The sequence below is a fragment of the Streptodolium elevatio genome (genome assembly GCF_053592165.1).
In genome coordinates, this window is the sequence record NZ_JBSFVE010000011.1 from 153,971 (window position 1) to 176,452 (window position 22,482).

Annotated in this window: 18 protein-coding genes; 7 read left to right on the plus strand and 11 right to left on the minus strand. The window is 72.9% G+C overall.

What is annotated here, in order from left to right; translation table 11 throughout:
- The first annotated feature begins 13 nt into the window (after positions 1-13).
- Positions 14-730 (plus strand): hemerythrin domain-containing protein, encoded by a 717-nt coding sequence (locus ACWD12_RS21245; RefSeq protein WP_450100816.1) that lies wholly within the window; start codon positions 14-16, stop codon positions 728-730.
- Between the two features lie 188 nt (positions 731-918).
- On the opposite strand, the gene ACWD12_RS21250 is transcribed toward ACWD12_RS21245, so the two are convergent.
- The 3 genes from ACWD12_RS21250 to alaS all read right to left on the minus strand — a co-directional run bounded on the left by ACWD12_RS21250 (position 919) and on the right by alaS (position 7,357).
- On the minus strand, positions 919-2,556 hold the full coding sequence (locus ACWD12_RS21250) for a CHAD domain-containing protein (RefSeq protein ID WP_450100817.1): 1,638 nt from the start codon (positions 2,554-2,556) through the stop codon (positions 919-921).
- Positions 2,557-2,754: 198 nt separating this feature from the next.
- Entirely contained in the window at positions 2,755-4,299 is a 1,545-nt protein-coding gene (locus tag ACWD12_RS21255) for a glycoside hydrolase family 16 protein (protein WP_450100818.1), read from the minus strand.
- Between the two features lie 400 nt (positions 4,300-4,699).
- Positions 4,700-7,357: an alanine--tRNA ligase gene (alaS, locus tag ACWD12_RS21260; protein WP_450100819.1), complete on the minus strand. Its 2,658-nt coding sequence runs from the start codon at positions 7,355-7,357 to the stop codon at positions 4,700-4,702.
- A gap of 453 nt (positions 7,358-7,810) precedes the next feature.
- Here alaS and ACWD12_RS21265 point away from each other — a divergent pair, with 453 nt between their 5' ends.
- Both ACWD12_RS21265 and ACWD12_RS21270 read left to right on the plus strand, forming a co-directional pair.
- The gene (locus ACWD12_RS21265) at positions 7,811-8,863 is read left to right on the plus strand and encodes a selina-4(15),7(11)-diene synthase (RefSeq protein ID WP_358364610.1); all 1,053 of its coding nucleotides are present in this window, start codon (positions 7,811-7,813) and stop codon (positions 8,861-8,863) included.
- 56 nt (positions 8,864-8,919) lie between these two features.
- Positions 8,920-10,275 carry a cytochrome P450 gene (locus ACWD12_RS21270; protein ID WP_450100820.1) on the plus strand — a complete coding sequence of 452 codons (1,356 nt, stop codon included), beginning with the start codon at positions 8,920-8,922 and terminating at the stop codon, positions 10,273-10,275.
- On the opposite strand, the gene ACWD12_RS21275 is transcribed toward ACWD12_RS21270, so the two are convergent.
- The 7 genes from ACWD12_RS21275 to ACWD12_RS21305 form a co-directional block, all read right to left on the minus strand.
- Positions 10,262-11,872 carry a cytochrome P450 gene (locus ACWD12_RS21275; protein ID WP_450100821.1) on the minus strand — a complete coding sequence of 537 codons (1,611 nt, stop codon included), beginning with the start codon at positions 11,870-11,872 and terminating at the stop codon, positions 10,262-10,264. The genes ACWD12_RS21270 and ACWD12_RS21275 overlap by 14 nt on opposite strands.
- Complete coding sequence (locus ACWD12_RS21280) at positions 11,869-12,546, minus strand: GTP-binding protein (RefSeq protein ID WP_450100822.1); 678 nt, start codon at positions 12,544-12,546, stop codon at positions 11,869-11,871. The genes ACWD12_RS21275 and ACWD12_RS21280 overlap by 4 nt, the downstream gene beginning before the upstream one ends.
- A complete protein-coding gene (locus ACWD12_RS21285; protein WP_358364604.1) occupies positions 12,527-12,880 on the minus strand; it encodes a DUF742 domain-containing protein in 354 nt (117 codons plus the stop codon). Before ACWD12_RS21285 ends, ACWD12_RS21280 begins: the two co-directional genes overlap by 20 nt.
- The gene (locus ACWD12_RS21290) at positions 12,877-13,287 is read right to left on the minus strand and encodes a roadblock/LC7 domain-containing protein (protein WP_358364602.1); all 411 of its coding nucleotides are present in this window, start codon (positions 13,285-13,287) and stop codon (positions 12,877-12,879) included. The genes ACWD12_RS21285 and ACWD12_RS21290 overlap by 4 nt, the downstream gene beginning before the upstream one ends.
- Positions 13,287-14,999, minus strand: a complete 1,713-nt coding sequence (locus ACWD12_RS21295) for a sensor histidine kinase (protein WP_450100823.1) — start codon at positions 14,997-14,999, stop codon at positions 13,287-13,289. Before ACWD12_RS21295 ends, ACWD12_RS21290 begins: the two co-directional genes overlap by 1 nt.
- Before the next feature lie 421 nt (positions 15,000-15,420).
- Positions 15,421-16,059, minus strand: coding sequence for a TetR/AcrR family transcriptional regulator (locus ACWD12_RS21300; RefSeq protein ID WP_450100824.1), 639 nt, complete (start codon positions 16,057-16,059; stop codon positions 15,421-15,423).
- A gap of 193 nt (positions 16,060-16,252) precedes the next feature.
- Complete coding sequence (locus ACWD12_RS21305) at positions 16,253-17,950, minus strand: N-acyl-D-amino-acid deacylase family protein (protein ID WP_450100825.1); 1,698 nt, start codon at positions 17,948-17,950, stop codon at positions 16,253-16,255.
- Between the two features lie 90 nt (positions 17,951-18,040).
- Here ACWD12_RS21305 and ACWD12_RS21310 point away from each other — a divergent pair, with 90 nt between their 5' ends.
- The gene (locus tag ACWD12_RS21310) at positions 18,041-19,258 is read left to right on the plus strand and encodes an amidohydrolase family protein (RefSeq protein ID WP_450100826.1); all 1,218 of its coding nucleotides are present in this window, start codon (positions 18,041-18,043) and stop codon (positions 19,256-19,258) included.
- Here ACWD12_RS21310 and sigJ read toward each other — a convergent pair.
- Positions 19,244-20,242 carry an RNA polymerase sigma factor SigJ gene (gene sigJ, locus ACWD12_RS21315; RefSeq protein ID WP_450100827.1) on the minus strand — a complete coding sequence of 333 codons (999 nt, stop codon included), beginning with the start codon at positions 20,240-20,242 and terminating at the stop codon, positions 19,244-19,246. The genes ACWD12_RS21310 and sigJ overlap by 15 nt on opposite strands.
- A 216-nt stretch (positions 20,243-20,458) precedes the next feature.
- Here sigJ and ACWD12_RS21320 point away from each other — a divergent pair, with 216 nt between their 5' ends.
- From ACWD12_RS21320 to ACWD12_RS21330, 3 genes are all read left to right on the plus strand, one after another.
- Complete coding sequence (locus ACWD12_RS21320) at positions 20,459-21,010, plus strand: YceI family protein (RefSeq protein ID WP_450100828.1); 552 nt, start codon at positions 20,459-20,461, stop codon at positions 21,008-21,010.
- A gap of 74 nt (positions 21,011-21,084) precedes the next feature.
- Positions 21,085-21,822: a TetR/AcrR family transcriptional regulator gene (locus ACWD12_RS21325; RefSeq protein ID WP_450100829.1), complete on the plus strand. Its 738-nt coding sequence runs from the start codon at positions 21,085-21,087 to the stop codon at positions 21,820-21,822.
- 193 nt (positions 21,823-22,015) lie between these two features.
- Positions 22,016-22,480, plus strand: a complete 465-nt coding sequence (locus ACWD12_RS21330) for a hypothetical protein (protein WP_450100830.1) — start codon at positions 22,016-22,018, stop codon at positions 22,478-22,480.
- Positions 22,481-22,482 lie beyond the last annotated feature (2 nt).

A 22,482-nucleotide genomic window follows, 5' to 3' on the forward strand; every position in this document is an offset into this window, starting at 1 on the left:
AGGGAAGCCCGCCATGCCGGTCGACGCCACCGACGCTGCCAGCGCCACAGCCGCCGCCAACGCCAAGTCCGCACCGTCCGCGGTGTCCAGCGAACACGGGCTCGACCTGATCCCCGGTCATCTCCACGCGTTCGCCCTGCTGCACCGGGCGATGCGCCGGGACGCGCGCAGGCTGGTCGCCGCCGCGCCGTCCGTCGCCGCGGGGCCGGGCCGCCAGGCCGCGACGGCCGCGTGGTGGGAGCGGCTGCGCGGTGCCGTCGACTGGCACCACCACAGCGAGGACGAGCAGTTCTGGCCCGAGCTGCGGCGCCGCACGGGCGTGTCCGTCGACGACGTGCTCGACGACGACCACGCCGGCCTCGACCGGGCGATGGCCGCGGTCTCGGCCGCCCTGGCGACACCCGGCACTCTCGGTGATCTGCCGCTCGCCGCCGCCCGGTTCGACACCCTCGTGCACGAGCACCTGCGGCGCGAGGAGGCAGCGGTGTTCCCGGTGCTGGCCCGGGTCGCCGTACGCGACTACCTCGCGGTCGAGCGACGCCTGCTCGCCACCGCCCCGCGCGCGGTGCTGATGTTCGTGCAGCCGTGGATGTTCGAGGGCGCCGACCGGCGTGCGGTCGCCAATGTGACGGCCACCGTGCCGCCGCCGGTCCGCCTGCTGGGCGGCACGATGCGCCGCCGCTACGAGCGCCTGCTGTCCGCGGCGTCCCTGTCGCGCATGGGCGCCTGACCGGCAGGGCACCTACGCAATTGCCAGGGGCGGGCGCGTGACCGGGCCGGACACCTGCCCGCCCCGCTTCACGGCTACGCCGTCTCACCGGCGGTCGCGCCCGCAACCGGCAACCGCCACCGAACCGGGCGCGCCGCCGAGCCCGCGTCGGTCCGGCCGCGCACGCGGGCCGGGTCCGCGGAGCCCGCTCAGACGCGGGTCAGCTTGCCTGCCTTGGCGCGCTTCCACGCCTTCGGGAGCCGCGCGGCGGAGTCGGCGGCGGCGCGGTCCTCGGCGGCGTAGAGCAGCCCGTACGCGAACGAATCGGCACCCGCGGCGCGGGCCTCGACCGCCATGCGCCGCACCGCGGACCGCGCGACCACCGCGTCCTGGTGTTCGCCCAGCAGCCGCTGCACGTCCTTGGTCCGCTTCGCGAACCGCTTGGCCGCCGGGGCGAACGCCTGGGCCGTCTCACCCGCGTAGCGCGCCCGCTTGGCCGCCTTGCGGGCGGCGTGCAGCGCGGCATCCCCTTCCGGTCCGACCGGCGCCGACCGGGCGGCGGCCACGCGGTCGGCGAGCCTGCGCTGCTCGCGCCTGAGGGTCCGCCGCAGCTCCGGCCGGGCGTCGTGGTCGGCGCGGGCCCGCAGCGGCGGATCGGCCGCCATGGCGGCGAGATTGTCGAGCAGCCGGTAGTAGCGCCGCTTGTCCAGCTCCGCGAGGGCGGCCGCGCGCGCCAGGCCGTACGACCGCAACTCCGTCGCGTGGATCCGCGCCCCGGTATCCGCCAGATCGGCCGCGGTCGCCCCGGTGGCGTCGGCGAGGCGTAGGTCGTCCGCCCGCCCGGTGAGCCGGGCCGCCAGCACCTCGTGGTCGCGCGCGTCCCCCAGGACCCGGCCCAGCCACCGCAGTTCGTCGGCCACCGGGTCGGTCACCGCGCGGTCGAACAACCGCTGGTACGACCGCAGCAGGCTTCGCAGCCGCCGCGCCGCCACCCGCATGTCGTGGACGGCCTCCTCCTCGTCCAGGCGCACCCCCGGATCGGTCGCGACCAGCACACGGACCTGCTCGACGAGCCGATCGTGTACGACTTGCCCGGCACTGCCGGCCCGGGGCGGTCGCGGCGTTGCCCGGGTGTGGTGTCCGTCGGCGAACACCCGGGCCGTCTTGGACGCGCTGGCCGAACGCTGCCAGCCGTCGGACGCGAGTTGTTTCTCCACCGCATCAAGGAGCGACTTCGCGGCCGCTCCCTCCGCGCCGTTCTCCAACTCGACCTCCAGCTCGGCCCAGGACACGATGCGCCCGGGCGCGTCCTCGCCGGCCGATCCGGTGCCCGGTGCCGCGCCGGATCCCCGGGCGCCCGCTCGGCGCCGGCCGGCGGGGCGGCGGCCGCCGGGCCGCGCCGCGTCCAGGATCTCGGCGGCGACGTGGTCCCGGGCGATCTCGGCGACCGCTGCGCCGTGCCCGTCCACCAGGTGCTCGCGCTCGCGCCGGGTGCGCATGCGCAGCACCGGGACCAGCGGCTTGCCGCGGGCGAGGGCTTTCACGCGTACGTGCAGCTCCTCGGGTACGACGTCGTCGTCCGTCGTCGGCAGCTGGATCTCCTCGCGCCGGTCGTCGCCCTTGCCGCGCTTGAGGTGCCACCCCTCGTCGTGCCCGCCCGCGCGCTTGCGCAGCGTCGTTCCGTGCGCGAGGAGCCGCAGGTCGGCGGTGTCGTAGTACACCGCGTCGAGCTCCTCGTCCGGGGCGGGGACCACTCCCGACACACCCGGGAGGCCGCTCGGGTTCAGGCGGGTTTCGGCGGCGCCGCCTTCGTACTTGCGTTCGGTTTCGATGTGTGTGGCAGCCATATAGAGATGGGTGCCCAACCAGCCCGGGCCCATGCTGCCGGACGGCGGCCGGTTGCGTGGCCAGGTGCCTGGCTGGGGGAACGGCTGCCGGGTCAGTGGCCGACTGTGGCGGCAGACGTACGTCCGGCCCCGCCCAGCACAGGGGAGGAAGGGCCGCGCGGCGCGTGACGGAGGATGGCGCCGCGCGGCCCTGACCCGTCAGTTGGCCACGTACACGTCCAGGTGCACGCGTCCGACCGGCGGGTAGTAGCGGTACTCGTCGGCGACGTCGATGCCGACCGTCGAGACGGTGTTGCAGCCGTTGTCGAGCCGGCGGGAGTCGAACGAGATGACGTAGACACCGTCGTTGTCGTCGTCGCGGTCGTAGCCGATCCACGTCGCGTCGCCCTTCGGCGAGTTGCAGTCCTTCGAGTTGAGGTAGAAGGACACTTCCTGGACGCGGTCACGGGGACCGTTGACGCGTACCCGGACGGTGACGATGCCGCGGACCGTGCTGTAGTCGGCCGGCGCCAGGAACTCCAGCCACGGGTCGCCCTGCGGAGCCGACGGAGGGGGCGGGGGCGCGGCCGACGACGCCGGGGGCTTCGGCGGGCGCGGCGACGACGTGGTGGGCGCGTTGGTGGTCCGCACCGGAGGCGGCGGCGTCGTGGTCGTCGGCGGGGCGGAACCCGTGCTCGGCGCGGCCGACGACGGAGCGGGCGGGCTCGGCGGGAGCGCGGTCGGCGCGAGCGTGGCCGGGGGAGCCCCGCCGCCCGTCCCGGCGTCGTTCGGGATGCCGACCGGAACCTGGCCGGAGCCTGCCCAGGCCCGCACGTAGTCGATCGACATCGTGGACTTCGCCGGGGTCTGCGCGGTGTCCCCGCCCATGGTGCCGCCGACCGCGAGGTTGAAGATGAGGTACATCTGCTCACGCGGCACGGACCCGCCGAGCACCGACAGAACCGGTTCGCCGTCCGCGTAGTAGGTGAGCCGGTCGGCCTGCCAGTCGATCCCGAACAGGTGGTACTCGTCGGCGAAGTACGTTCCCGCTCGCGCCAGTTCGCCGTAGCACTCGCGCTCGCCGCGTTCCTCGCCCAACCCGGTCCGGCACGGGCCGTCCGTGTGCAGGCGGGCCTGGGCGATCCGCTGGTCGCCGGCGAACTCGAACACGTCGATCTCCGGCAGGTACGGTGCCTTCGGCACCTTGGGCATCAGCCACATGGCCGGCCACATCGCCGCGCCGGGGGCCAGGCGCACCCGCGCCTCGACGTACATGCCCGGGTGGAACAGCTGCCGACTGGCGTCGAAGGACTCGCCGGCCCGGGCCCCGGTGCTCACCGCGCCGGAGGCGAAGGGCAGGCCGTCGGTCGGCTTGCGCTCGGCGGTCAGCTGCAGCGCGCCGTCGGCGACCCGGACCTGCTCGGGGACGTACTTCTGCTGCTCGCCGTCGGTGGCTCCCTTGCAAGGCTTGGTGGTGTCGTAACCGGACAGGCAGGTGATCCACTTGCCGCCGTCCAGGGCGCCGCCGTCGAACTCGTCGTACCACGTCAGTTCCCAGCCGGGGTGTGCCCCGTCCCCGCCCGCCAGGTCCGGGACCACGGACTCGGAGCGCGACTCGCCGCGGTCGGACACCGCGTCGGCGACCATCACGATGGGCGCCACCACGACGAGCGCGGCGGCCGCGGCCCCGATCGCCCACTTCCGCGCCCGGACACGGGGCGTTTCGCCGTCGTCGGACCCGGGTGCCGTCGCCCGCTGTGTCACGTGACCCCTTCCGCAGCCCACGCACGCCCGGTTCCCACGGGCGCCGCCCGCACCGGCGAAGACCACACGCGTCGCGTGCAGAGATCACACGCTCCGGTCGCTCGGGCGAGCGGAACGCTACCTCCCCGGCGGGCTCCGGCCGGGCGTCCGCCGAAATGGGATACCGGGGCGCGGCGAACGGATAGTGGAGTACCAAAAGGGGTTTCCGGGGTGCCTCGGGAGGACTGCCGCAAGGCGGTCGGACCGCGGCGCGGCGTGCTCGTCGGCGGGCGGTGTCGGGTGGCGGGCATACCGGACTTCGTTGCCACACGTGGCCGTTGCCACAGGGGGTCGGGCAACGCGGGGCCGTGGCGCGGGCGGTCGCTCCCGGGACCGGGGAAATCCCGGTCCCGGGACCGACTCAGCCCAGTACCTCGCGGGCGCGGGACGCCGCGGTGCGCAGCGCCTCGTCCAGCGACCCGGTACGGCGCCCACCGGCGCTCGCGAGTGCGCCCTTGCCGCCCGCACCGCCGCCGACCAGCCGTGCCGCGTCGGCCAACAGGTCGCGTGCCGCCACGCCTTGGTGTGCGAGTTCCGGCGAGACCGCCGCGACCAGGAGCGCTTTGCCGCCGTCGGTCGCGCCGAGCACGACGACCCCGGGGCCCGGTCCGCGCAGCCGGGCGACCGCCTCCGACGCGAGGCCGCGCAGCTCGTCCGCCGTCACCCCGTCGACGGTACGCGCGACCACGTGTCCGCCGGCGCCCGCCGGTTCGGCACCGTCCGCGAGAACGCGCGCCTGCCTTCGGAGTTCGTCCGTGCGCATGCCGTCGAGCCGCGACCGCGCCGCACCGAGCGCGTCGAGGCGCTTGCGCAGCACGCCGGGTGCGTCCGCGGGCCGCGTCTCGAGCAGATCGGCCAGTTCGCGCAGCAGCCGCCGCTCGCTCTCGCCCCGATCGAGCGCTTCGTGACCGGTCAGCGCCTCGACCCGGCGCAGGTTCGCGCCGATCGAGGCGTCGCCGAGCAGGCGGAACGCGCCGACCTGGGCGCCGTGCGCGACGTGGGTGCCGCCGCACAGCTCGCGGGAGAAGTCGCCGATGTCCACGATGCGGACCGTGTCGCCGTACTTCTCGCCGAACAGTGCGAGAGCACCCGCCGCTTCCGCTTCGGCGCGGTCCGCGTACCACGCCCTGACCTCGGGGTCGGCCAACACGTGGTTGTTGACCGCGTGTTCGATGTCCGCGAGCTGCCCGGGCGACAGCGCCGAGAAGTGCGCGAAGTCGAAGCGCAGCCGGTCCGGTTCGACGAGCGAACCCTGCTGGCGGGCGTGGTCGCCGAGGATCGCGCGGACCACCGCGTGCAGGATGTGCGTCGCCGAGTGCGAACGCGTCAGCGCGGCACGGCGGTCCGCGTCGACCGACGACCACACCGCGTCGCCGGTGCGGACCTCGCCGTCGAGTACCTGCGCCGAGTGCACGCGGAACCCCTCGACGCCGTACCGGGTGTGGGTGACGCGCAGCTTCGTGCCGCCCTCGGTGGTGATGACGCCGGTGTCGCCGACCTGCCCGCCCGCTTCCGCGTAGAACGGCGAGCGGTCGAGCACGAGTTCGACGGTGGCACCGGGGGACGCCGCCTCGACGACGTGGCCGTCCGCGACGATGCCGCGTACCCTGCCCTCGCCGTCCAGACGTGTGTAACCGAGGAATTCGGTGGCGGGGAGCCGCGCCGACAATTCGCGGTAGACCTCCAGGCGGCGCAGCGCCTCGGCGGTCTTCCCCTTGCCGGCGGTCTTCGCCCGTCGGCGCTGCTCCTCCAGCAGTGCCGCGAACCGGTCCTCGTCGACGCCGAGCCCCGCGTCGCGCGCCGCCTCGACTGTCAGTTCGACCGGGAAGCCGTACGTGTCCGCGAGTTCGAACGCGGTCTCGCCCGTCAGTGCCGTCCCACCGCCGTCGCGCGTCCGCGTGATCGCCGCGTCCAGCAGCCGCGTGCCCTGGCTCAGCGTGCGCGCGAACGACTCCTCCTCGCTCGTCACGACCCGCTCGATCAGCGAGGACTGCCCGCGCAGCCCGGGCCAGACGTCACCCAGGTTCGCCACGACGCTCGCGGTGGTCGCGGGCAGCACATGCCCCTCGATGCCCAGGCTCCGCGCGTGCCTGACCGCCCGCCGCATCAAACGCCGCAGGATGTAGCCGCGCCCGTCCTTCGCCGGCAGCACCCCGTCCGCGATCAGGAACGCGACGGAGCGCGAGTGCTCGGTGACGATTTCGAAGGACCGCCGGTCGGGGCCGTCCACGTGGTAGTCGCGGCCGGACAGTTCGCGCACCGTGTGCAGGGTCGGGAGCAGCAGGTCGGTGGAGACGACGTTCGGCACCTCCTGGAGCACGGTCGCAAGACGGTCCAGGCCCAGCCCGGTGTCGATGCCCTTGCGCCGCAGCGGGCCGAGGATGGGGTAGCCCTCCTTCTCCGGTCCTTCGCCGCGCCGCGACTCCATGAAGACGAGGTTCCACAGCTCGATGAACCGCTCGCCGTCCACCGCGGGCCCGCCGTCGGGGCCGAACGCGGGGCCGCGGTCGAAGTGGATCTCCGACGACGGGCCGCACGGCCCGGGCACGCCCATGGACCAGTAGTTGTCCGCCATGCCGAGCCGCTGGATGCGGGACGCGGGTACGCCGAGCGCGCGCCACAGCCGCTCCGCCTCGTCGTCGTCCCGGTAGACGGTGATCCAGAGGCGGTCCTTCGGTAGCCCGAACTCCCGGGTGACCAGCTCCCACGCGTAGGCGACAGCTTCGGACCTGAAGTAGTCGCCGAAGGAGAAGTTTCCGAGCATTTCGAAAAACGTCGCGTGCCGATGCGTCCGTCCGACGTTCTCGATGTCGACCGTGCGCGCACATTTCTGCACACTGGTGGCACGGGGGAATGGTGGCTCGCCGTCACCGACGAAGTACGGAGTGAACTGGTTCATTCCGGCGTTCGTGAGAAGCAGTGTCGGCTCGGCGGGTACCAAGGGGCTGGAGGGCACATGCCGGTGCCCTCGGGAGGTGAAGAAGTCCGTGAACAGGCTTCGGATCTGCGTCGAACGCATGACGGCGGTACCTCACAGGGGAGTCGCTTCAGGGGGAGGGCGACACGCCGAGCCGGGCCGAGAACTGGGTCTGAGAGGTCCTCAGATCTCCGACTCGACGCGACTAGCTCGCGTTCCCACCCGGTACGCCATGACTGCGGTCCGTCCGTGCTCGTCGCCGCCGACCCGGGCCCTGGTGGTCCCGGCCGTCGCTGCGGTGCTTCCGACTGTACCCGGACAACGGGCGGGTCGCGGCATGCATTCCCGGCGCCGCCAACCGACGGTCCGGTCGCCCCGCGGACGTGCCGGGCCACGCGTACCGGCCGGGTCGAACGGGCCCTGACCGGCAGGTCGGCGGTCGCAAACTGACCGAAAAGCGGGGCAGTTCACCGCAAAAGTCGAGCACGATCGCAAGATCCTTGCGGATACCCTCGCCGATGCCCTCAGCCGTGCGGTTAGCCAAGGTGGTCGAACATGACGCAGATTCTGGCCGTCCCACCGCTTTACTCGCCCTTCCCGCCCGCGATCCATCCGCGGCACGCCGAGATCGACCGGCAGACCGCCGAGTGGGCCGACAAGTTCGGCATCGGCACCGACGAACTACGCGGGCGCCTGGTCGCCCAGGAGATCGGCGCCTTCGCCTCGCGCGTCCTGCCGGAGGGGCAGGAGGACGCCGTACGCATCCTCGCGGACTTCATCCTGTGGCTGTTCGGCGTCGACGACGGCCACTGCGAGGAAGGACCCGCGGGCACGGACCCCCGCGAACTGGTCGCGGTGCTCTCCCGGCTCGTCCGCATCGCGCAGAACCCGGAAGTGCCGATGATGACCGACGACCCGCTCGCCGGCGCCCTGCGCGATCTGCGGCGGCGGATATCCCTGCTCGCCAGCCCGGCCCAGGTCGCGCGCTGGGTCGACGCCCTGCGCGAGTACTTCATGTCGGTGGTGTGGGAGGCGTCGCACCGCAGCCTGGGCACCGTCCCCGACCTCAACGACTACACGCTCATGCGCCTGTACGACGGCGCCACATCGGTGTTCCTACCGGTCCTCGAATTCGCCCACGGGTACGACCTGAGACCCGACGAACGCGACTCGGTACGGGTCCGCGCCCTCGCCGAGATGGCCTTTTTCGTCATCACCTGGGACAACGACATCGTCTCGTTCCACAAGGAGAGCCGCGGCGACGGCTACTACCTGAACGTCCTCAAGGTGCTCGGCAGCGAGTACGGCCTCAGCCCCAGTGAGGCGCTCCCCGTCGCGATCGCCCAGCGCGACCGCGTGTTGGTCCTGTTCCTGCGCGAACGCGCCCGCCTCCTCGCCTCCGCCGGACCGGAGTTACGCCAGTACTTACGCAGCCTCGGCGCGTTCATCCGGGCCGCCCAGGACTGGGGGGTCACGTCGGTGCGCTACACCACGCCCGGCGACCCCGCCGAACTCCCCGAACGGTTCCGCGACACCCCCACCGACTGGGACCGCGAGCCACTGCCGATCCCCGCGATCGCGTGGTGGTGGGAGATCCCGCCCCCGTGACACCCGCACACCGGCACGACCCGCCCCAACCCTCGAACGATCGAATGGAGACCCGGATGGCCGCCGAATTACGCTCCGTCCCGCGCGCCCCCGGCCACATACCCGTCCTCGGGCACGCACTTCCCCTGCTGCGCCGACCGCTGCCCTTCCTGTGCTCGCTGCGCGACACCGGCGACATCGTCCGGGTCGAACTCGGCACGATGCCCGTCTACTTCGTGACCACCCCCCGGCTCATCCACGAGCTCCTGGTGACCAAGGCCCGCCACTTCGACAAGGGCCGCCTCTTCGACAGGGCCCGCAAGATCGCCGGCGAAGGGCTGGTGACGGCCGGCGAGGAGGTCCACCGCCGGCACCGGCGCCTGATGCAGCCGATGTTCCACCACGCCGCGCTGGCCGCGTACACCGACACGATGGCCGAACAGGCCCGCCTGGTCGCGGATTCCTGGCAACCCGGCCGCGCGATCCCGCTCAACGAGGCGCTGTACGACTACGCCATAAACACCGTCACCGCCACGCTGTTCTCCGCCGACCTCGACACCAAGGCGGCCGAGGCGGTGCGCCACGACGTACCCGTCCTCATCAAAGGAGTACTGGTGCGGGCCGTGCTGCCCGAGTTCCTGGACCGCGCCCCGGTGCCCTTTTACCGCGAATTCGACGCCGCCACAGCGCGGTTGCGCGCCGTCATCAGCGACCTGGTGGCCGCGGCCCGGCGCGCGGGTGACACCGGCGGCATCGACCTGCTGTCCACCCTGCTCGCGGCGCGCGACGCCGACACCGGCGCCGCGCTGACCGACGACGAGATCCGCGACGAACTCGTCACCGTCATGTTCGCGGGCACCGAGACCAGCGCGTCCACCCTCGCCTGGATCTTCCACGAGCTGGCCGCCGACCCCGAGGCCGAGCGGCGCGTGCTGACCGAAGTGGACGACGTGCTCGCCGGCGGCCCGGTCGGCCTCGCCGAGGTCGGCAAGCTCGGCTACATCGACCGCGTCGTCGACGAGGTCTCGCGCCTGCACGCCATGCCCATGCTGATGCGCCGCGCCACCACCGAGGTCGAGATGGGCGGCGTACGCATTCCGCCCGGCACCGAGATCGCCTTCAGCCTCTACGCCATGCACCGGGACCGCAGGGTGTACGCCGACCCCGAGCGCTTCGACCCCGACCGCTGGCTGCCGGCCAACCGCGAGGGCAGGCCCCGCGAGGAGTTCATGCCGTTCGGCGCGGGGACGCGCAAATGCATCGGGGACGCGTACGCGCGTATGGAGATTGCCGTCGCGGTCGCCACCATCCTGTCCCGCTGGCGGCTGCGCCCTGTCCCCGGCACCCCGGTCAAGGAGGTCGCGGCGGCCGTCGCGCACCCCGACCGGCTGCCGATGGTCCCGGAGCCCCGCGCCGCCGTCACCGGCCGCTGAGCCAGCCGGTGAACCGGCGCCACAACGAGCGCCGGGGCGCACGCCGGGACGGGGCGGCCGCGGGCCGGCCGATCGTCGGGGCGGACGCCGGAACTGGCGGCGGAGCCGGGTGGCCGTCCGCGGCGTACTGCCCGGACGGCCCGGCCCGCCCGGCGACCGCCGCCTCGCGCGCCCCGACGCCCTGTCCCGCCGACCACGCCGCCTCGGTCTCGCCGGGGCGACCCGGCCCCCGGGCGGCAGGCACCTCGCCCGCCGGCGACGGGCGGCGCGCGGTGAACACCACCGGGAGCGCCGTCAGGTGCCGCGACATCCACGACGACACCCACACCAACTCCTTGTCCTCGACCGCCAGATGGATGTCCGGCAGGCGCGCCAGAAGCACGTCGACGGCGGTCTCGGTGATGGCCCGGCCGATGTCCTGCCCCGGGCACTCGTGCGGACCGCCGCTGAACGCGAGGTGCGAGCGGTTGCCGTGCATCGGCACCGCCAGGTCCGGGCGGATCTCCGGATCCGCGTTCCCGGCCGCGAGACCGAGCAGGATCATGTCGCCGGCCTTGATCTGCCGGTCGCCCAACTCGGTGTCGCCGACCGCCCAGCGGCCCGGGCAGACCATCGTGGACGGCTCGTCCCACAGCACCTGCTCGACGGCGTCGGGCAGGGTCATCCGGGCGCCCGCGAGCGAGGCGCGGAAGCGGTGGTCGGTCAGCACCATGCGCAGCGTGTTGCCGATGCAGATGGTGGTGTTCTCGTTCGCCGCGACCAGGATCATGCGCAGGTGCTGGAGCACCTCCTCGTCGCTCAGTCCGGCCGGGTGCGCCATGAGCCACGAGCCGATGTCGTGGCCCGGCTGCTCGCGCTTGAGCGGGATGTACTGCTCCAGGACCTCGACGACGTACTCGTTGCTCCGGAACGCGGTCTCGCTGCCGCGCACGAGGTCGAGGGTGGCCTCGACCAGGCTGGGGCCGTACTCGTCCTTCATGCCGAACAACTGCGTCATGACCAGCATCGGGAGCTGCTCGGCGAACTGCGCCACCAGGTCGGCCGTACCGTCCGCGGCAAATCCGTCGATGAGCTGGTTCGCGAACCGCGTGACGTGCCGGCGGACGCCCCTGCGGTCCAGCCTGCCGAGGCTGTCCGTGACGGCGGAGCGCAGGCGCTCGGCCTCCTCGCCGTCCAGGAACGCGCACAACGGCTGCCAGCCGACCAGCGGCAGCAGCGGCGAGTCCGGCGCGACGTCGCCGCGCCGGTACGACCCCCAGTTGCGCGAGTCGCGGGAGAACCGGTTGGGCGTGCGGACCACGTCGAGGTTCTCGCGGTAGCCGAGGACGAGCCAGGCCGGCAGGTCGCCCTCCATCAGGACCGGTGCCACCGAGCCGTATTCGGCGCGGAGGCGGGCGTACATGCCCATCGGGTCGGACTTGTGCTCGTCACTGGACAGCCGGGCGATGCCGGCCGCCGAGCGCGTCGCCGGGTCGGGGGACCGGGGCGCGTGAGCGGCGTGTGGGGCTTCTGCGGGATCTGCAGGGTGGGCGGCGTGGGCCGGGCAGCCGGGGGGCGGTGCCGCGGCGGTGCCGTCGTCGGCGGTCGGCGTGGTCATCGTGCCTCCGAATCGGCGAGCGTCATGGCGTGCAGGTAGCGCGTGAGTTCGAGGAGGACGTCGCGACTGGAGGCGCGGCTGCGGGCGTCGCAGCCGACCACCGGGACCCACTCGGGAAGGTCCAAGGCGTCGCGGAGCTCCGCCAGTTCGTGCGTCGGCGCGTCGGGGAACGCGTTCACGGCCACCACGAACGGCATGCCGCGCTCCTCCAGGCGGCCGATGATGTCGAAGCTGACTTCAAGGCGGCGGGTGTCGACCAGGACGACCGCGCCCAGGGCCCCGTCGAAGAGGCCGTTCCACAGGAACCAGAAGCGTTCCTGGCCCGGGGTGCCGAACAGGTAGAGCACGAGCCGGTCGTTGATGCTGATGCGGCCGAAGTCCATCGCGACCGTGGTCTCGGTCTTGCGCTCCACCCCCGTGACGCTGTCGACGTCCTCGCTCGCCTGCGTCATGGTCTCCTCGGTGGTCAGCGGCCGGATCTCGCTGACCGCGTGCACCATCGTGGTCTTGCCGACCCCGAAGCCGCCCACGATCACGATCTTCACGGCCGCGGCGGCGGACGCCGGCAGCACGTCCTGCGCGCGGGGCCCGGGTATCGCGGTGCGCTCGGCCGCCGGGACGCCGTACGCGCCGCCGCGGCCGCGCGGGCCGGGCTCAGAGATTCCGTAGTCCATGCATCACCGCCTCGAGCAGTTGGATGTCCGGCAGCGACGCGGCGGGGACCGGCGCCCGCGCCTCCACCCGCCCCTCCGCCAGCAGATCGGCGAGCAGCACCATCACGATGCTGGCCGGCAGCGCGAGGTAGGCCGAGATCTCGGCCACGGACAACGGGTATTCGCACATCCGCACGATGGCGGCGTGCTCGGGCTGCATGACCGGATCGGGTGTGGACCGCGACACGATCAGGGTGACCAGGTCGAGGGGGGAGTCGGTGCCGCGGCCGCCGGTGATGACGTACAGCCGCTCCGGAACCCCCTCGTCCCAGCCCAATCGCCGCGGACCTGTCATGTGGCCCGCCCGGCCGGGGTCGCCCGCGGGGGACTGCTCAGGTGCTCGCCGATGCGCGCGACCAGATCGCGCATGCGCTGGCCCATCAGGCCCGCGTCGACGCCCTCGTCGGCGAGGACCGCGAGGTACGCCCCGACCCCCGCCGCCATGAGGTAGAAGAACCCGCCGCCGATCTCGATCACCACCAGGCGCATGCGCCCGTCCCCGTGCGGGAATTCGGTGGCGATCGCGGCGGACAGGCTCTGCAGTCCCGCACACGCCGCCGCGACCCGGTCGGCGGTGTCCATGTCGCAGCCGTGCTGCGCGATGCACAACCCGTCGGCGGACAACACCACGACATGGCGGGTCTGCGGGACCGAATCGGCCAGGTCCTTCAGGATCCAGTCGAGGTCTGCTCGCTTCTGCACTACCGGTCTCCCTCGTCCAACGCTTCGTCGCGGCCGCCGGGGGCGGGCGGCTCCCCGGACACGGCGCTCTGGAACGCCGCGAGCCACAGCCCCGGTTCGGGGGAGGCGTGCGGTGCGGCACCGGCCGCGGGCGGCGGCGCCGAGTCGGTCCGTGCCGGGGCGGTCTGCGGCTGTCCGACCCTCGGCGGGGTCGCGGGGAGGCGCCTGCGGCGCTGCGGCAGCCCGTTGGCGGTACGCCCGACCGCGTCCTCGGGGTCCTCGGGCCCACCGCGGCCCCGCCCCCCGTACACACGTTCGTCGAACTCGCGTTCTCCGAAAGCGTGTTCGCCACCGTCGCGGCGGTTCCCGGGCCCGCGGTCGTCGCGCGCGGCCGTTCCGTGCACCGCAGTTCCGTGCGTCGCGGTGCTGCGGGACACGGCCCCGCGCGCCGGGCCGGACGGCTTCCGGGTCCGGGCCGCGGGGAGCGCGTCGAGCCCCGGAGCCGCGCCGGAGACCACGGACACCGGTGCGGTGGTGATCAGTTCCTTGGGGATCACCAGGATCGCGCGGACGCCGCCGTAGGCCGACGGCCGCAGCGCGACCCGGAACCCGTGCTCCTGTGCCAGGCGTCCCACCACCGCGAGCCCGAGTCGCGGGGACTCGCCCAGGTCGGCGAGGTCGAGGCCGGCGGACGCCTCTTCGAGCAGCCGCTCGACGCGGCGGCGGGCCTCCTCTGCCAGGCCGATGCCGCCGTCCTCGATCTCGACCGCGACGCCGGACTGCACCTCGCTCGCACTCACCCGCACGACGGTCTGCGGGGGCGAGTAGCGCGTGGCGTTGTCCAGGAGTTCGGCCAGCGCGTGGATCAGCGGCTCGACGGACATGCCGACCACGGCCACTTCGGTGACCGCCAGCAACTCGACGCGCGGGTAGTCGGTGATGCGGGAGACCGCGCCGCGCAGCACGCTGTAGAGCGGGACGTTGTTCTGCCACTGGCGGCCGGGCCGCGCGCCGCCGAGCACCGCGATGCTGTCGGCGAGCCGGCCGATCAGCGCCGTACCGTGGTCCAGGCGCAGCAAATCGCCGAATACGTCCGGCTGGGCGCCGTGCCGCTCCTCCATCTCCCGCAGGTCGGTGGCCTGCTGGTGGACGATCGCCTGCACACGCCGCGCGATGTTGACGAACGCCCGCTGCGCGGAGTCACGCATGCCCTCCTCGGCCTCGACCGCCTCGGCGACCGAGCGCAGCACCGCGAGGCGCGCCGCCGCGAAGTCGGGTGAGACCTCGGGTGCGTCGACCTGGCCGCGGACCAGTCCGTCTAGCACCTCCTCGGCGGATTCGCCCTGTTGCACGTGCAGGATCGCCTTCGGCAGCTGTTCGCCGGTCAGGCGCAGCATCGCCGACTCCTGGGCCGCGATACCGCGGCGCAGCGCGGCGATCTCGGCCTGGTGCCGGGCGCGCAGGTCGCCGGTCGCGGCCTCGTGCCGGGCCTGGTGAGCGACTATTCGACTGCCTCGGCGCGCCGACTCCGCGGTGACCAGGGCCACCGCGACAGAGGCGACGGCGAGGCAGATTCCCACGGCCAGGCGTGCGTCACCGTCGACGAGCGCGACGGCGACGGCCGAACAGGCGACCGTGGCGGTGACGGGGATCAGCCAGACCGGACCATTCCAGACCGGACCGGCGGGGGCGGCAGGACGCGGGGATTCGGGTGGTGACCCGACTCGGACCATGGACTTCCTCGGAATCATGCGGACGGGAAGGGCACCGGATGCGGACATGCCGAAGGGCATGGCGAAGAAACGTGCCCGGGTGCCCGGTGCCCGGTGCCCGCTGGGTTTCGCGGAGCGTGGCGACACGACGTGCCCGACGGCCAACGGGCGTGCCGCGTCCCGTTGTCGTGCCGTCCCGTCGGCGCCGGGGGTCTGCGCTGGCCCCCTGCCACCCCGCCTCGGCGGTCGATGGAGCCCGGCGGCGGCGAGTACTGGCAGTAGTCGCCGCGCGTCACTGGGTCATCCGGAGCATAGCCGGTTCACACCGGCCTCCAACGGCGATGCGGCCCTTGCGATGCCTGGCGAATGGTGGCGCGAGCCAGGCGAATTCGGCGTCGGCCGCGGACGTGCGGGCTTGCGCCGCACGGGTGTTCGGGGCCGGTCAGGAGGCGAAGCCGCCGGGCACGAACGCCTCGACGTAGCGGCGCACCTGCTCCGGGTCCTCGGCGTCGAACGTTTGCGCGGGGAAGGTCACGAGCGAGATGTGCAGGCGCATGATCCACTCGGCGGCGGTGTCGGCGTCGATGTCCGCGCGGATCTCGCCGCGGTCCCGGGCCGCCTCGACGAGAGGGCGCCAGAAGGCCAGCCAGGTCCGGATGACGCGCGGACACCGCACGAGGATCATGGCCGCGCTGACCGACTCCCCGGGGCGGCGGCCGAGGCCGAGTTCGGCCTCGGCGGGCAGCAGGGCATGGACGCGTACGGCCGCCTCGGCGACCTGCGCGGCGAGCGTGGCGTGCCGGCGCACGTCCGGCGTGATGGACAGCACGAGGGCGGCGGCCATGGCCTCCAGCACCGCTTCGACCAGGGTGTCGCGGTCCGGGAAGTACATGTAGACGGTGCGCCGCGACACGCCCGCCTGGCGTGCCACGTCGTTCATCGACAGGCGCCGGATGCCCCAGCGCCGCACGCACACGGCCGCCGCCTCCAGAATGCGGGACCGGGTCGCGGCACCCCGGGGGCCGAGCAGCACGTCGGCGGTCCCTCCCTCGTCCTCCGGTGCGCCGCTGACGGGCTCCAACGGCCTCTCCACGTCCTCGACTTGCACAGGTGCACGGACGTTGTATACCTGTGTCGGACGGGCGTCCATGCCCCTTGCCTTATGGGCATGGATAGCCGACGTGTTCGCATAATGCGGCACGTCGGCCACGCGGCAGGACTTCCGGGCGGCCGGATCCGGGGCGCTCGGCGACCGCTCGGTGCCGGTGCGGCGGTCAGCGCCGCCCCGACGCGAGCGGCCCGCGCACCAGGCGGCCCGGCAGCGCGCCGGTGTGCACGCCGTCGCGGAACGCCACGCGGCCCGCGACCACGGTCGCGTGGATCCCGGTCGCGCGCTGGCGCAGGCGGTACGCGCCGCCGGGGATGTCGTACGCCACCTCCGGCATCAGCGGCGCCACCGTCGCCGGGTCGATCACGTTCAGATCCGCCGCCATGCCCTCGCGCACCATCCCCCGGTCGTGGAAGCCCCAGGCGATGGCCGGCGCCAACGTGATCATGCGGACCGCCTCCTCAAGACTGAAGGCGCCTTCCTGCCGCACCCAGTAGCCCAGCAGCAGGGTGTGCAGCGACGCGTCGGCCATCGACCCGACGTGCGCCCCGCTGTCGGTGAACGTCATCACCGCGCGGGGGTGCCGCAACACCGGGAGGAGGTCCGCCGGTTCGTCGCTGACCACGGCCTGGATGAAGAACTGGTGGAAGTCCGTCTCCAGCGCCAGGTCGAGGACGGTCTCGACCGGGTGCGTACCGCGCTCGCGGGCGACGTCGGCGACGGTGCGCAGCGGCGGCATCGGCCGGTCGTACACCCGCATGCGCTCGAAGTCGGGGCGCCGCGCCTCTGCGCCGATCGCGCGCCCGTAGGGCCCGTTGTCCGCGATGTCCACCAACTTGGCCCGGGTGTCCGGGTCTTCGTACGCCTTGCGCTGCTCCTCCAGGGGCAGCGTGCGGATCTCGCGCCACAGCGGCAGCTTGTCGAACGCCGTCTTGGTGCGGAACGACGTCACCGTGTTGATGCCGCGGCTGTGGCCGAGCCCGTACGCGACCCCGCCCGCGGCGGCGATCGCGTCCAGCAGCCGCAGGCCGTGGAACACGCCGCCGCGGCCCGACACGCCGAAGTTGAACGGCACCCCGGTCTCGGCCGCCAGATCGCGCAGGCGGGCGAAGTACTCCTCGCGCTCCTCGTCGCCGCGGGCGGCGGCCGGTTCGTGGGTGATCTCGAAGACGCCGGCACCCTCCTCGGCCAGGACCCCCACCAGGCGGCGGACTTCGTCCCAGTCCGCGAGCCGGGACGCCACGGGCCGGTTGTCCGCGGTCTCGTGGTTGTCGTTGCGCGTGGTGGTGAACCCGAACGCCCCGGCGCGCAGCCCGGCCCGCAACTGGCGGACCATCTCGGCGATGTCGTCGGCGTCGGCGGGGCCGTCGAAGGCGCGTTCGCCCATGGCCCAGGTGCGCAGGGCCGAATGGCCCACCTGCGCCGCGTAGTTGATGGCCTTGGGCAGGCGGTCGACGGCGTCCATGTACTCCGGGAACGTCTCCCAGGTCCACTCGATGCCCTCGGCCATCGCCGCGGCGGAGATCTCCTCGGCGCGCTCCAGATTGCGGGTCACCAGGTCACGGGCCTCCTTGCGCGCGGGGGCGAGGGTGAAGCCGCAGTTGCCCATGACGGCGGTCGTGACCCCGTGCCACGCCGAGCAACTGCCCTGCTCGTCCCAGAAGACCTGGGCGTCCATGTGGGTGTGGCCGTCGACGAAGCCGGGCGTGACGACGTGCCCGGTCGCGTCGATCTCCACCGCGCCGCGCTCCCGTACGCGCCCGACACGGGCGATGCGGTCGCCGGCCACCGCGACGTCCGCCCGATGGCCGGGCAGGCCCGAGCCGTCCACCACCGTTCCGCCGCGGATCACGAGGTCGTACACGGGGACACCTCCTTGCCGTCTCATGCGTCTTGACTTCACGGCTCATTAGCCATTGGCTAAACGTAGCCCAGCCGGACTCGGAGGACCACCGTGAACCCAGTACCGACCGCCGGACCGACCGCCGAACTCCCGCTGGTCGTCTCCGTGGACGACCACGTCGTGGAACCGCCGGACGTGTGGACGAGCCGCCTTCCGGCGCGCCACCGGGACACCGGACCGCGCGTCGTGCGGGCGACCTGCCGCACCGAGCACGTCACCGCCAACACCGTGAAGTACCACTTCGGGGGCGACGGCCCGGAGACGGATTGGTGGGTCTACGAAGACCTGCACAAACCGATCCCGCAGGTGGTGGCATGCGTGGGCTTCCCGCGCGAAAGCCTCACCATGGCGCCGATCCGGTACGCGGACATGCGCCCCGGCTGCCACGACCCGGCCGCGCGGCTGGCCGACATGGACCTCAACCACACCGAGATGTCGCTCTGCTTCCCGACGTTCCCGCGCTTCTGCGGCCAGGCGTTCCTGGAGGCGAAGGACCGCGACCTGGCGATGCTGGGCGTTCGCGCGTACAACGACTGGATGATCGAGGAGTGGTGCGGCGGCTCCGGCGGCCGACTGCTGCCGCTGTGCCTGATCCCGCTCTGGGACCCGGTCGCCGCCGCGGCCGAGGTACGCCGCAACGCCGCCCGCGGCTGCCGGGCCGTCGCCTTCACCGAACTGCCCGCCAATCTCGGCCTGCCCTCCGTGCACGACCCCGACCGGCACTGGGACCCGTTCTTCGCGGCCTGCGACGAAACCGGCACGGTGGTGTGCATGCACATCGGGTCCAGCTCGCGCATGCCGGTCACCTCGCCGGACGCGCCCGAAGGCGTGCGCATGGCGCTGACGTTCGCGAACGCCCAGTACTCCCTGGTGGACTGGCTGATGTCCGGAGTGCTCGCGCGCTTCCCGCGACTGCGCATCGCGTACTCGGAGGGCCAGATCGGCTGGATGCCGTTCGTGCTGGAACGGGTCGACAACATCTTCCGGCACAGCGCCGCGTGGGCGGGACTGGACCCCGCGATCACCGAACTGCCCAGCAGTTATGCGGCGGGACGGGTGTTCGGATGCTTCTTCGAGGACGACTTCGGCGTCCTGTCCCGCGAGGCCGTCGGCATCGAGCGCATCACGTTCGAGACCGACTACCCGCACCAGGACAGCACATGGCCGCGCACCCGGGAGATCCTGGAGCGCATCGCGGGCATGGTCGGCCCCGAGGACCTGCACCGCATCGCCCGCGGCAACGCCCTCGACATGCTAGGACTCGTCTGACTCCCGCTCCGGGGACGGCGCCCGCCCCGGCGGCGACTCGCCCGCGGACGGGGTCGTCCACGGCCGGAGCTTCTCGGGATTGCGCACACCCCAGATGCGGGTGATCCGGTCGCCCGCGACGTCGAACGCGAACACCGCCACGGTGACGCCGTCCTGCCGGGCGACCAGGCCCGGCTGGGCGTTGACCGTACGCTCCAGCAGCGTCAGCCCGGCCGGCATGCCCACCGTGTCGATCAGATAGCGCGCGATCTGCTCGCTGCCGTCGATCGGCCGCAGGGACGCCTCGACGAGGCCGCCGCCGTCCCCGACCGCGGTGGCATCGGGATCGAGGAGGCCGATCAGGGCGTCGATGTCCTGGGCCTCCCACGCCTGCTTGAACTCCCGCACGACCTCGGCGCGCCGGGCCGCCGGGGTGGCGGGGATCCGCGTCGCGCGCAGTCGGCGGCGGGCGGACGTGGCCAACTGGCGGCAGGCCGCCGGGGACCGGCCGACGATCTCGGCGACCTCGCCGAACGGATAGCGGAAGACGTCGTGCAGCACGAACGCGAGCCGCTCGGCCGGCGTCATCGACTCCAGCACGACCAGGAACGCCATGCCGACCGACTCGTCGAGGGTGACCCGGTCGGCGGGATCGGCGGCCAGCGCGGCGTCCGAACGCCCGAACGCCCACTCCCCGCGGTCGGGCAGCGGTTCCGGGATCCACTCGCCCACGTAGCTCTCGCGACGGGCGCGTGCGGAGCCGAGCACGTCCAGGCAGATGCGTCCGGCGACCTTGGTGAGCCAGGCCGCGGGGGAGTCGACGGCGTCCTGGCGCGCGCGGGGCATGGCGTACCACCGGACATAGGTCTCCTGGACGACGTCCTCGGCATCGGCCAGTGAGCCGAGCATCCGGTACGCCAGGTTGAAGAGGTGCCGCCGCTCGCTCATGATCGCGCCGAGCCTCGGATCGGGCCGGCCGTTCCCCGGTTCTCCCGCACTCTCCATGGTGTCGCCGCTCCTCGTCGCCGCATGTGCCGTCACCGGTACGACGAGACAGCCCGCCGGAATGTGACGCGGGCACCGACCTCACATTTTGCGGACCGCCGTCGTCGTACGGGTGAGGGCGCGGCACCCGGCGGACGTCCGCGACGCCCGCACCGGCATGCGCGCCCGCGCCCACATCCGTGAGCAGCGCATCTTCCCGCAAGGAGTGACCCGACCATGGCGACCACCACCAAGCTCAGCGAGCTGACCGGCCACTACGTCCTGGACACCGTCCGCACCCGCATCGGGTTCGTGGCCCGGCACACGATGGCCACCAGGGTGCCCGGCTGGTTCGGCGCGTTCGAGGGTGGCGGATACCTCGACGGCGACGATCCCGCCCGGTCCGAGGTGCGGTTCACCATGGAGGCGAACAGCATCCGCACCCGCAACGCGCAGCGCGACGGCCTGCTGGTCGGCAAGTTCCTGGACGCCGAACGCCACCCGTTGGTCACTTTCGCCTCGACCGCCGTCGAACGGCTCGACGGCGACGCCTTCAAGCTGACCGGCGACCTCACGATCCGCGGCGTGACGAACCCCGTCACGCTGGACCTGGTGCTCACCGCCGCCGAGCACGACCCCAGCGGTCCGCGCGGCGCATGCCGGATCTCGTTCGCCGGCGGTACGACGATCGTCCGCACGGACTGGGGAGTGAACTGGAACGCCGCCACCGCACTCACGATCAGCCGGAAGGTCGTCCTGAACCTGGACGTGACCGCCGTCCGGCAGTGAGCCGGACGGCACACCGAACACGCGGCAACAGGGCAGGTGCCGGCGAGCGCCGCGGATCCGCCAGACTTCTCCGTATGGACAACCGCACGCCCGAGCCCGCACCGGCCCACGCCGGTACGGCGGCCGCATCCCGGCCCCGCGCGAACGACGCACAGGCAGCCGCCGCGAAGATCCTCGACGCCGCGACCGAGCTGTTCCACGAGCGCAGCCCGGCCTCGGTCTCGTTGCGCGAGATCGCCCGCAAGGCGGGCGTCAACTACGGCCTGATCCACCACTACTTCGGCACCAAGGAAGCGATCCTCGCCGAGGTGTTCCGGCGTTCCTCCGCCCGCGGCGCCGAGGTGGTCGCGGGCGCCGACGACCTCGACACCGCTCTGGGGCAACTCGGCCGCAACCCGCGTGCGTACGCGCGCATGCTGGCGTGGGCGATCCTCGACAGCGACACCTCGCAGGTCTTCACCGACGAGACGCCCGCGGTCACCCGGGTGCGCGAACTCATCGAGGAGGAGTGGGCACGGCAGGCCGCGGCCGCGGAGGCGGGGAGCACGGAGGAGGGGAGCACGGAGGCGAGCCGCACCGAGGCAGGGAGCACCGCGGCGTCCGGCCGCATCCCGGGGACCGGGGAGGCGTCCGGTTTCGACCCGCGCGTGGTGTCCGCGACCGCGGTCCTCGCGGTGCTCGGCTGGGGGCTCTTCGCACCGTTCCTGATCCCCGCCGCGGGGTTGGGGGACCGTACCGAGGAGGACATCCGGGACGAGGTCCGCGCGCTCGTCGCCCGGATGGCGGTCGCCGCCGGCACGCCGGTTTCGTGACCGCACGCCGAGCGACGACCAAGCGGTATACGCCCGGAAGTTGGGGCGGCACACCGGCCTGAGCCGGCCGCACACGGCTGAACAGTCTTCACACGTACTGGCGAACCGGGCAACCAACCGGTGACTTGCCCGGACGGGGGCTGCTACGTTCAGTGCTCATTCGAACTCGCACTGTAACGAAGGGCGGTCCCGCATGAGGAAGTTCTCGCGTGCCCGTGTCCTCCTGGCGGTCGGCGTGCTCGCCGCCGTCACCGGCACCACCGGCGCCGCCTCCGGCAGTGCGCCCGCCGCGCCGGCCGCCGACTCCGCGGCCCGCAGCGACTGCCGCGGCGTCGGCTCGTCGTTCACCGACAAGCTGCTCCCCGGGCGCTGCCTCACCAACGGCGGCTACCGCCTGGAGATGCAGTACGACGGCAACCTGGTCCTGTACCACGGCGGCCGCGCCTGCTGGGGGAGCGGCACCGACGGCATCGACGGCGTCTGGGCCGAGTACTCCGGCGACTGGGCGCTCGACTCCCCGTCGATGACCCTCGAATCGCAGTTCGGCGAGCTGCGGCACTACCAGGGCAAGTACACCGGCCTCCACAAGACCGGCAACGTCAGCCTCAACGGCAAGGGCGAAGTGTGGATCGCCTACGCCAAGTTCGTGAGCTGCTGACC

Bases quoted from the DNA above. Each gene is read 5' to 3' on its own strand.
- alaS (WP_450100819.1), bottom strand. From the start codon at position 7,357: ATGCGTTCGACGCAGATCCGAAGCCTGTTCACGGACTTCTTCACCTCC.
- ACWD12_RS21325 (WP_450100829.1), top strand. From the start codon at position 21,085: ATGGACAACCGCACGCCCGAGCCCGCACCGGCCCACGCCGGTACGGCG.
- ACWD12_RS21265 (WP_358364610.1), top strand. From the start codon at position 7,811: ATGACGCAGATTCTGGCCGTCCCACCGCTTTACTCGCCCTTCCCGCCC.
- ACWD12_RS21245 (WP_450100816.1), top strand. From the start codon at position 14: ATGCCGGTCGACGCCACCGACGCTGCCAGCGCCACAGCCGCCGCCAAC.
- ACWD12_RS21285 (WP_358364604.1), bottom strand. From the start codon at position 12,880: ATGACAGGTCCGCGGCGATTGGGCTGGGACGAGGGGGTTCCGGAGCGG.
- ACWD12_RS21330 (WP_450100830.1), top strand. From the start codon at position 22,016: ATGAGGAAGTTCTCGCGTGCCCGTGTCCTCCTGGCGGTCGGCGTGCTC.
- ACWD12_RS21320 (WP_450100828.1), top strand. From the start codon at position 20,459: ATGGCGACCACCACCAAGCTCAGCGAGCTGACCGGCCACTACGTCCTG.
- ACWD12_RS21270 (WP_450100820.1), top strand. From the start codon at position 8,920: ATGGCCGCCGAATTACGCTCCGTCCCGCGCGCCCCCGGCCACATACCC.
- sigJ (WP_450100827.1), bottom strand. From the start codon at position 20,242: ATGGAGAGTGCGGGAGAACCGGGGAACGGCCGGCCCGATCCGAGGCTC.
- ACWD12_RS21275 (WP_450100821.1), bottom strand. From the start codon at position 11,872: ATGACCACGCCGACCGCCGACGACGGCACCGCCGCGGCACCGCCCCCC.
- ACWD12_RS21250 (WP_450100817.1), bottom strand. From the start codon at position 2,556: ATGGCTGCCACACACATCGAAACCGAACGCAAGTACGAAGGCGGCGCC.
- ACWD12_RS21280 (WP_450100822.1), bottom strand. From the start codon at position 12,546: ATGGACTACGGAATCTCTGAGCCCGGCCCGCGCGGCCGCGGCGGCGCG.
- ACWD12_RS21295 (WP_450100823.1), bottom strand. From the start codon at position 14,999: ATGGTCCGAGTCGGGTCACCACCCGAATCCCCGCGTCCTGCCGCCCCC.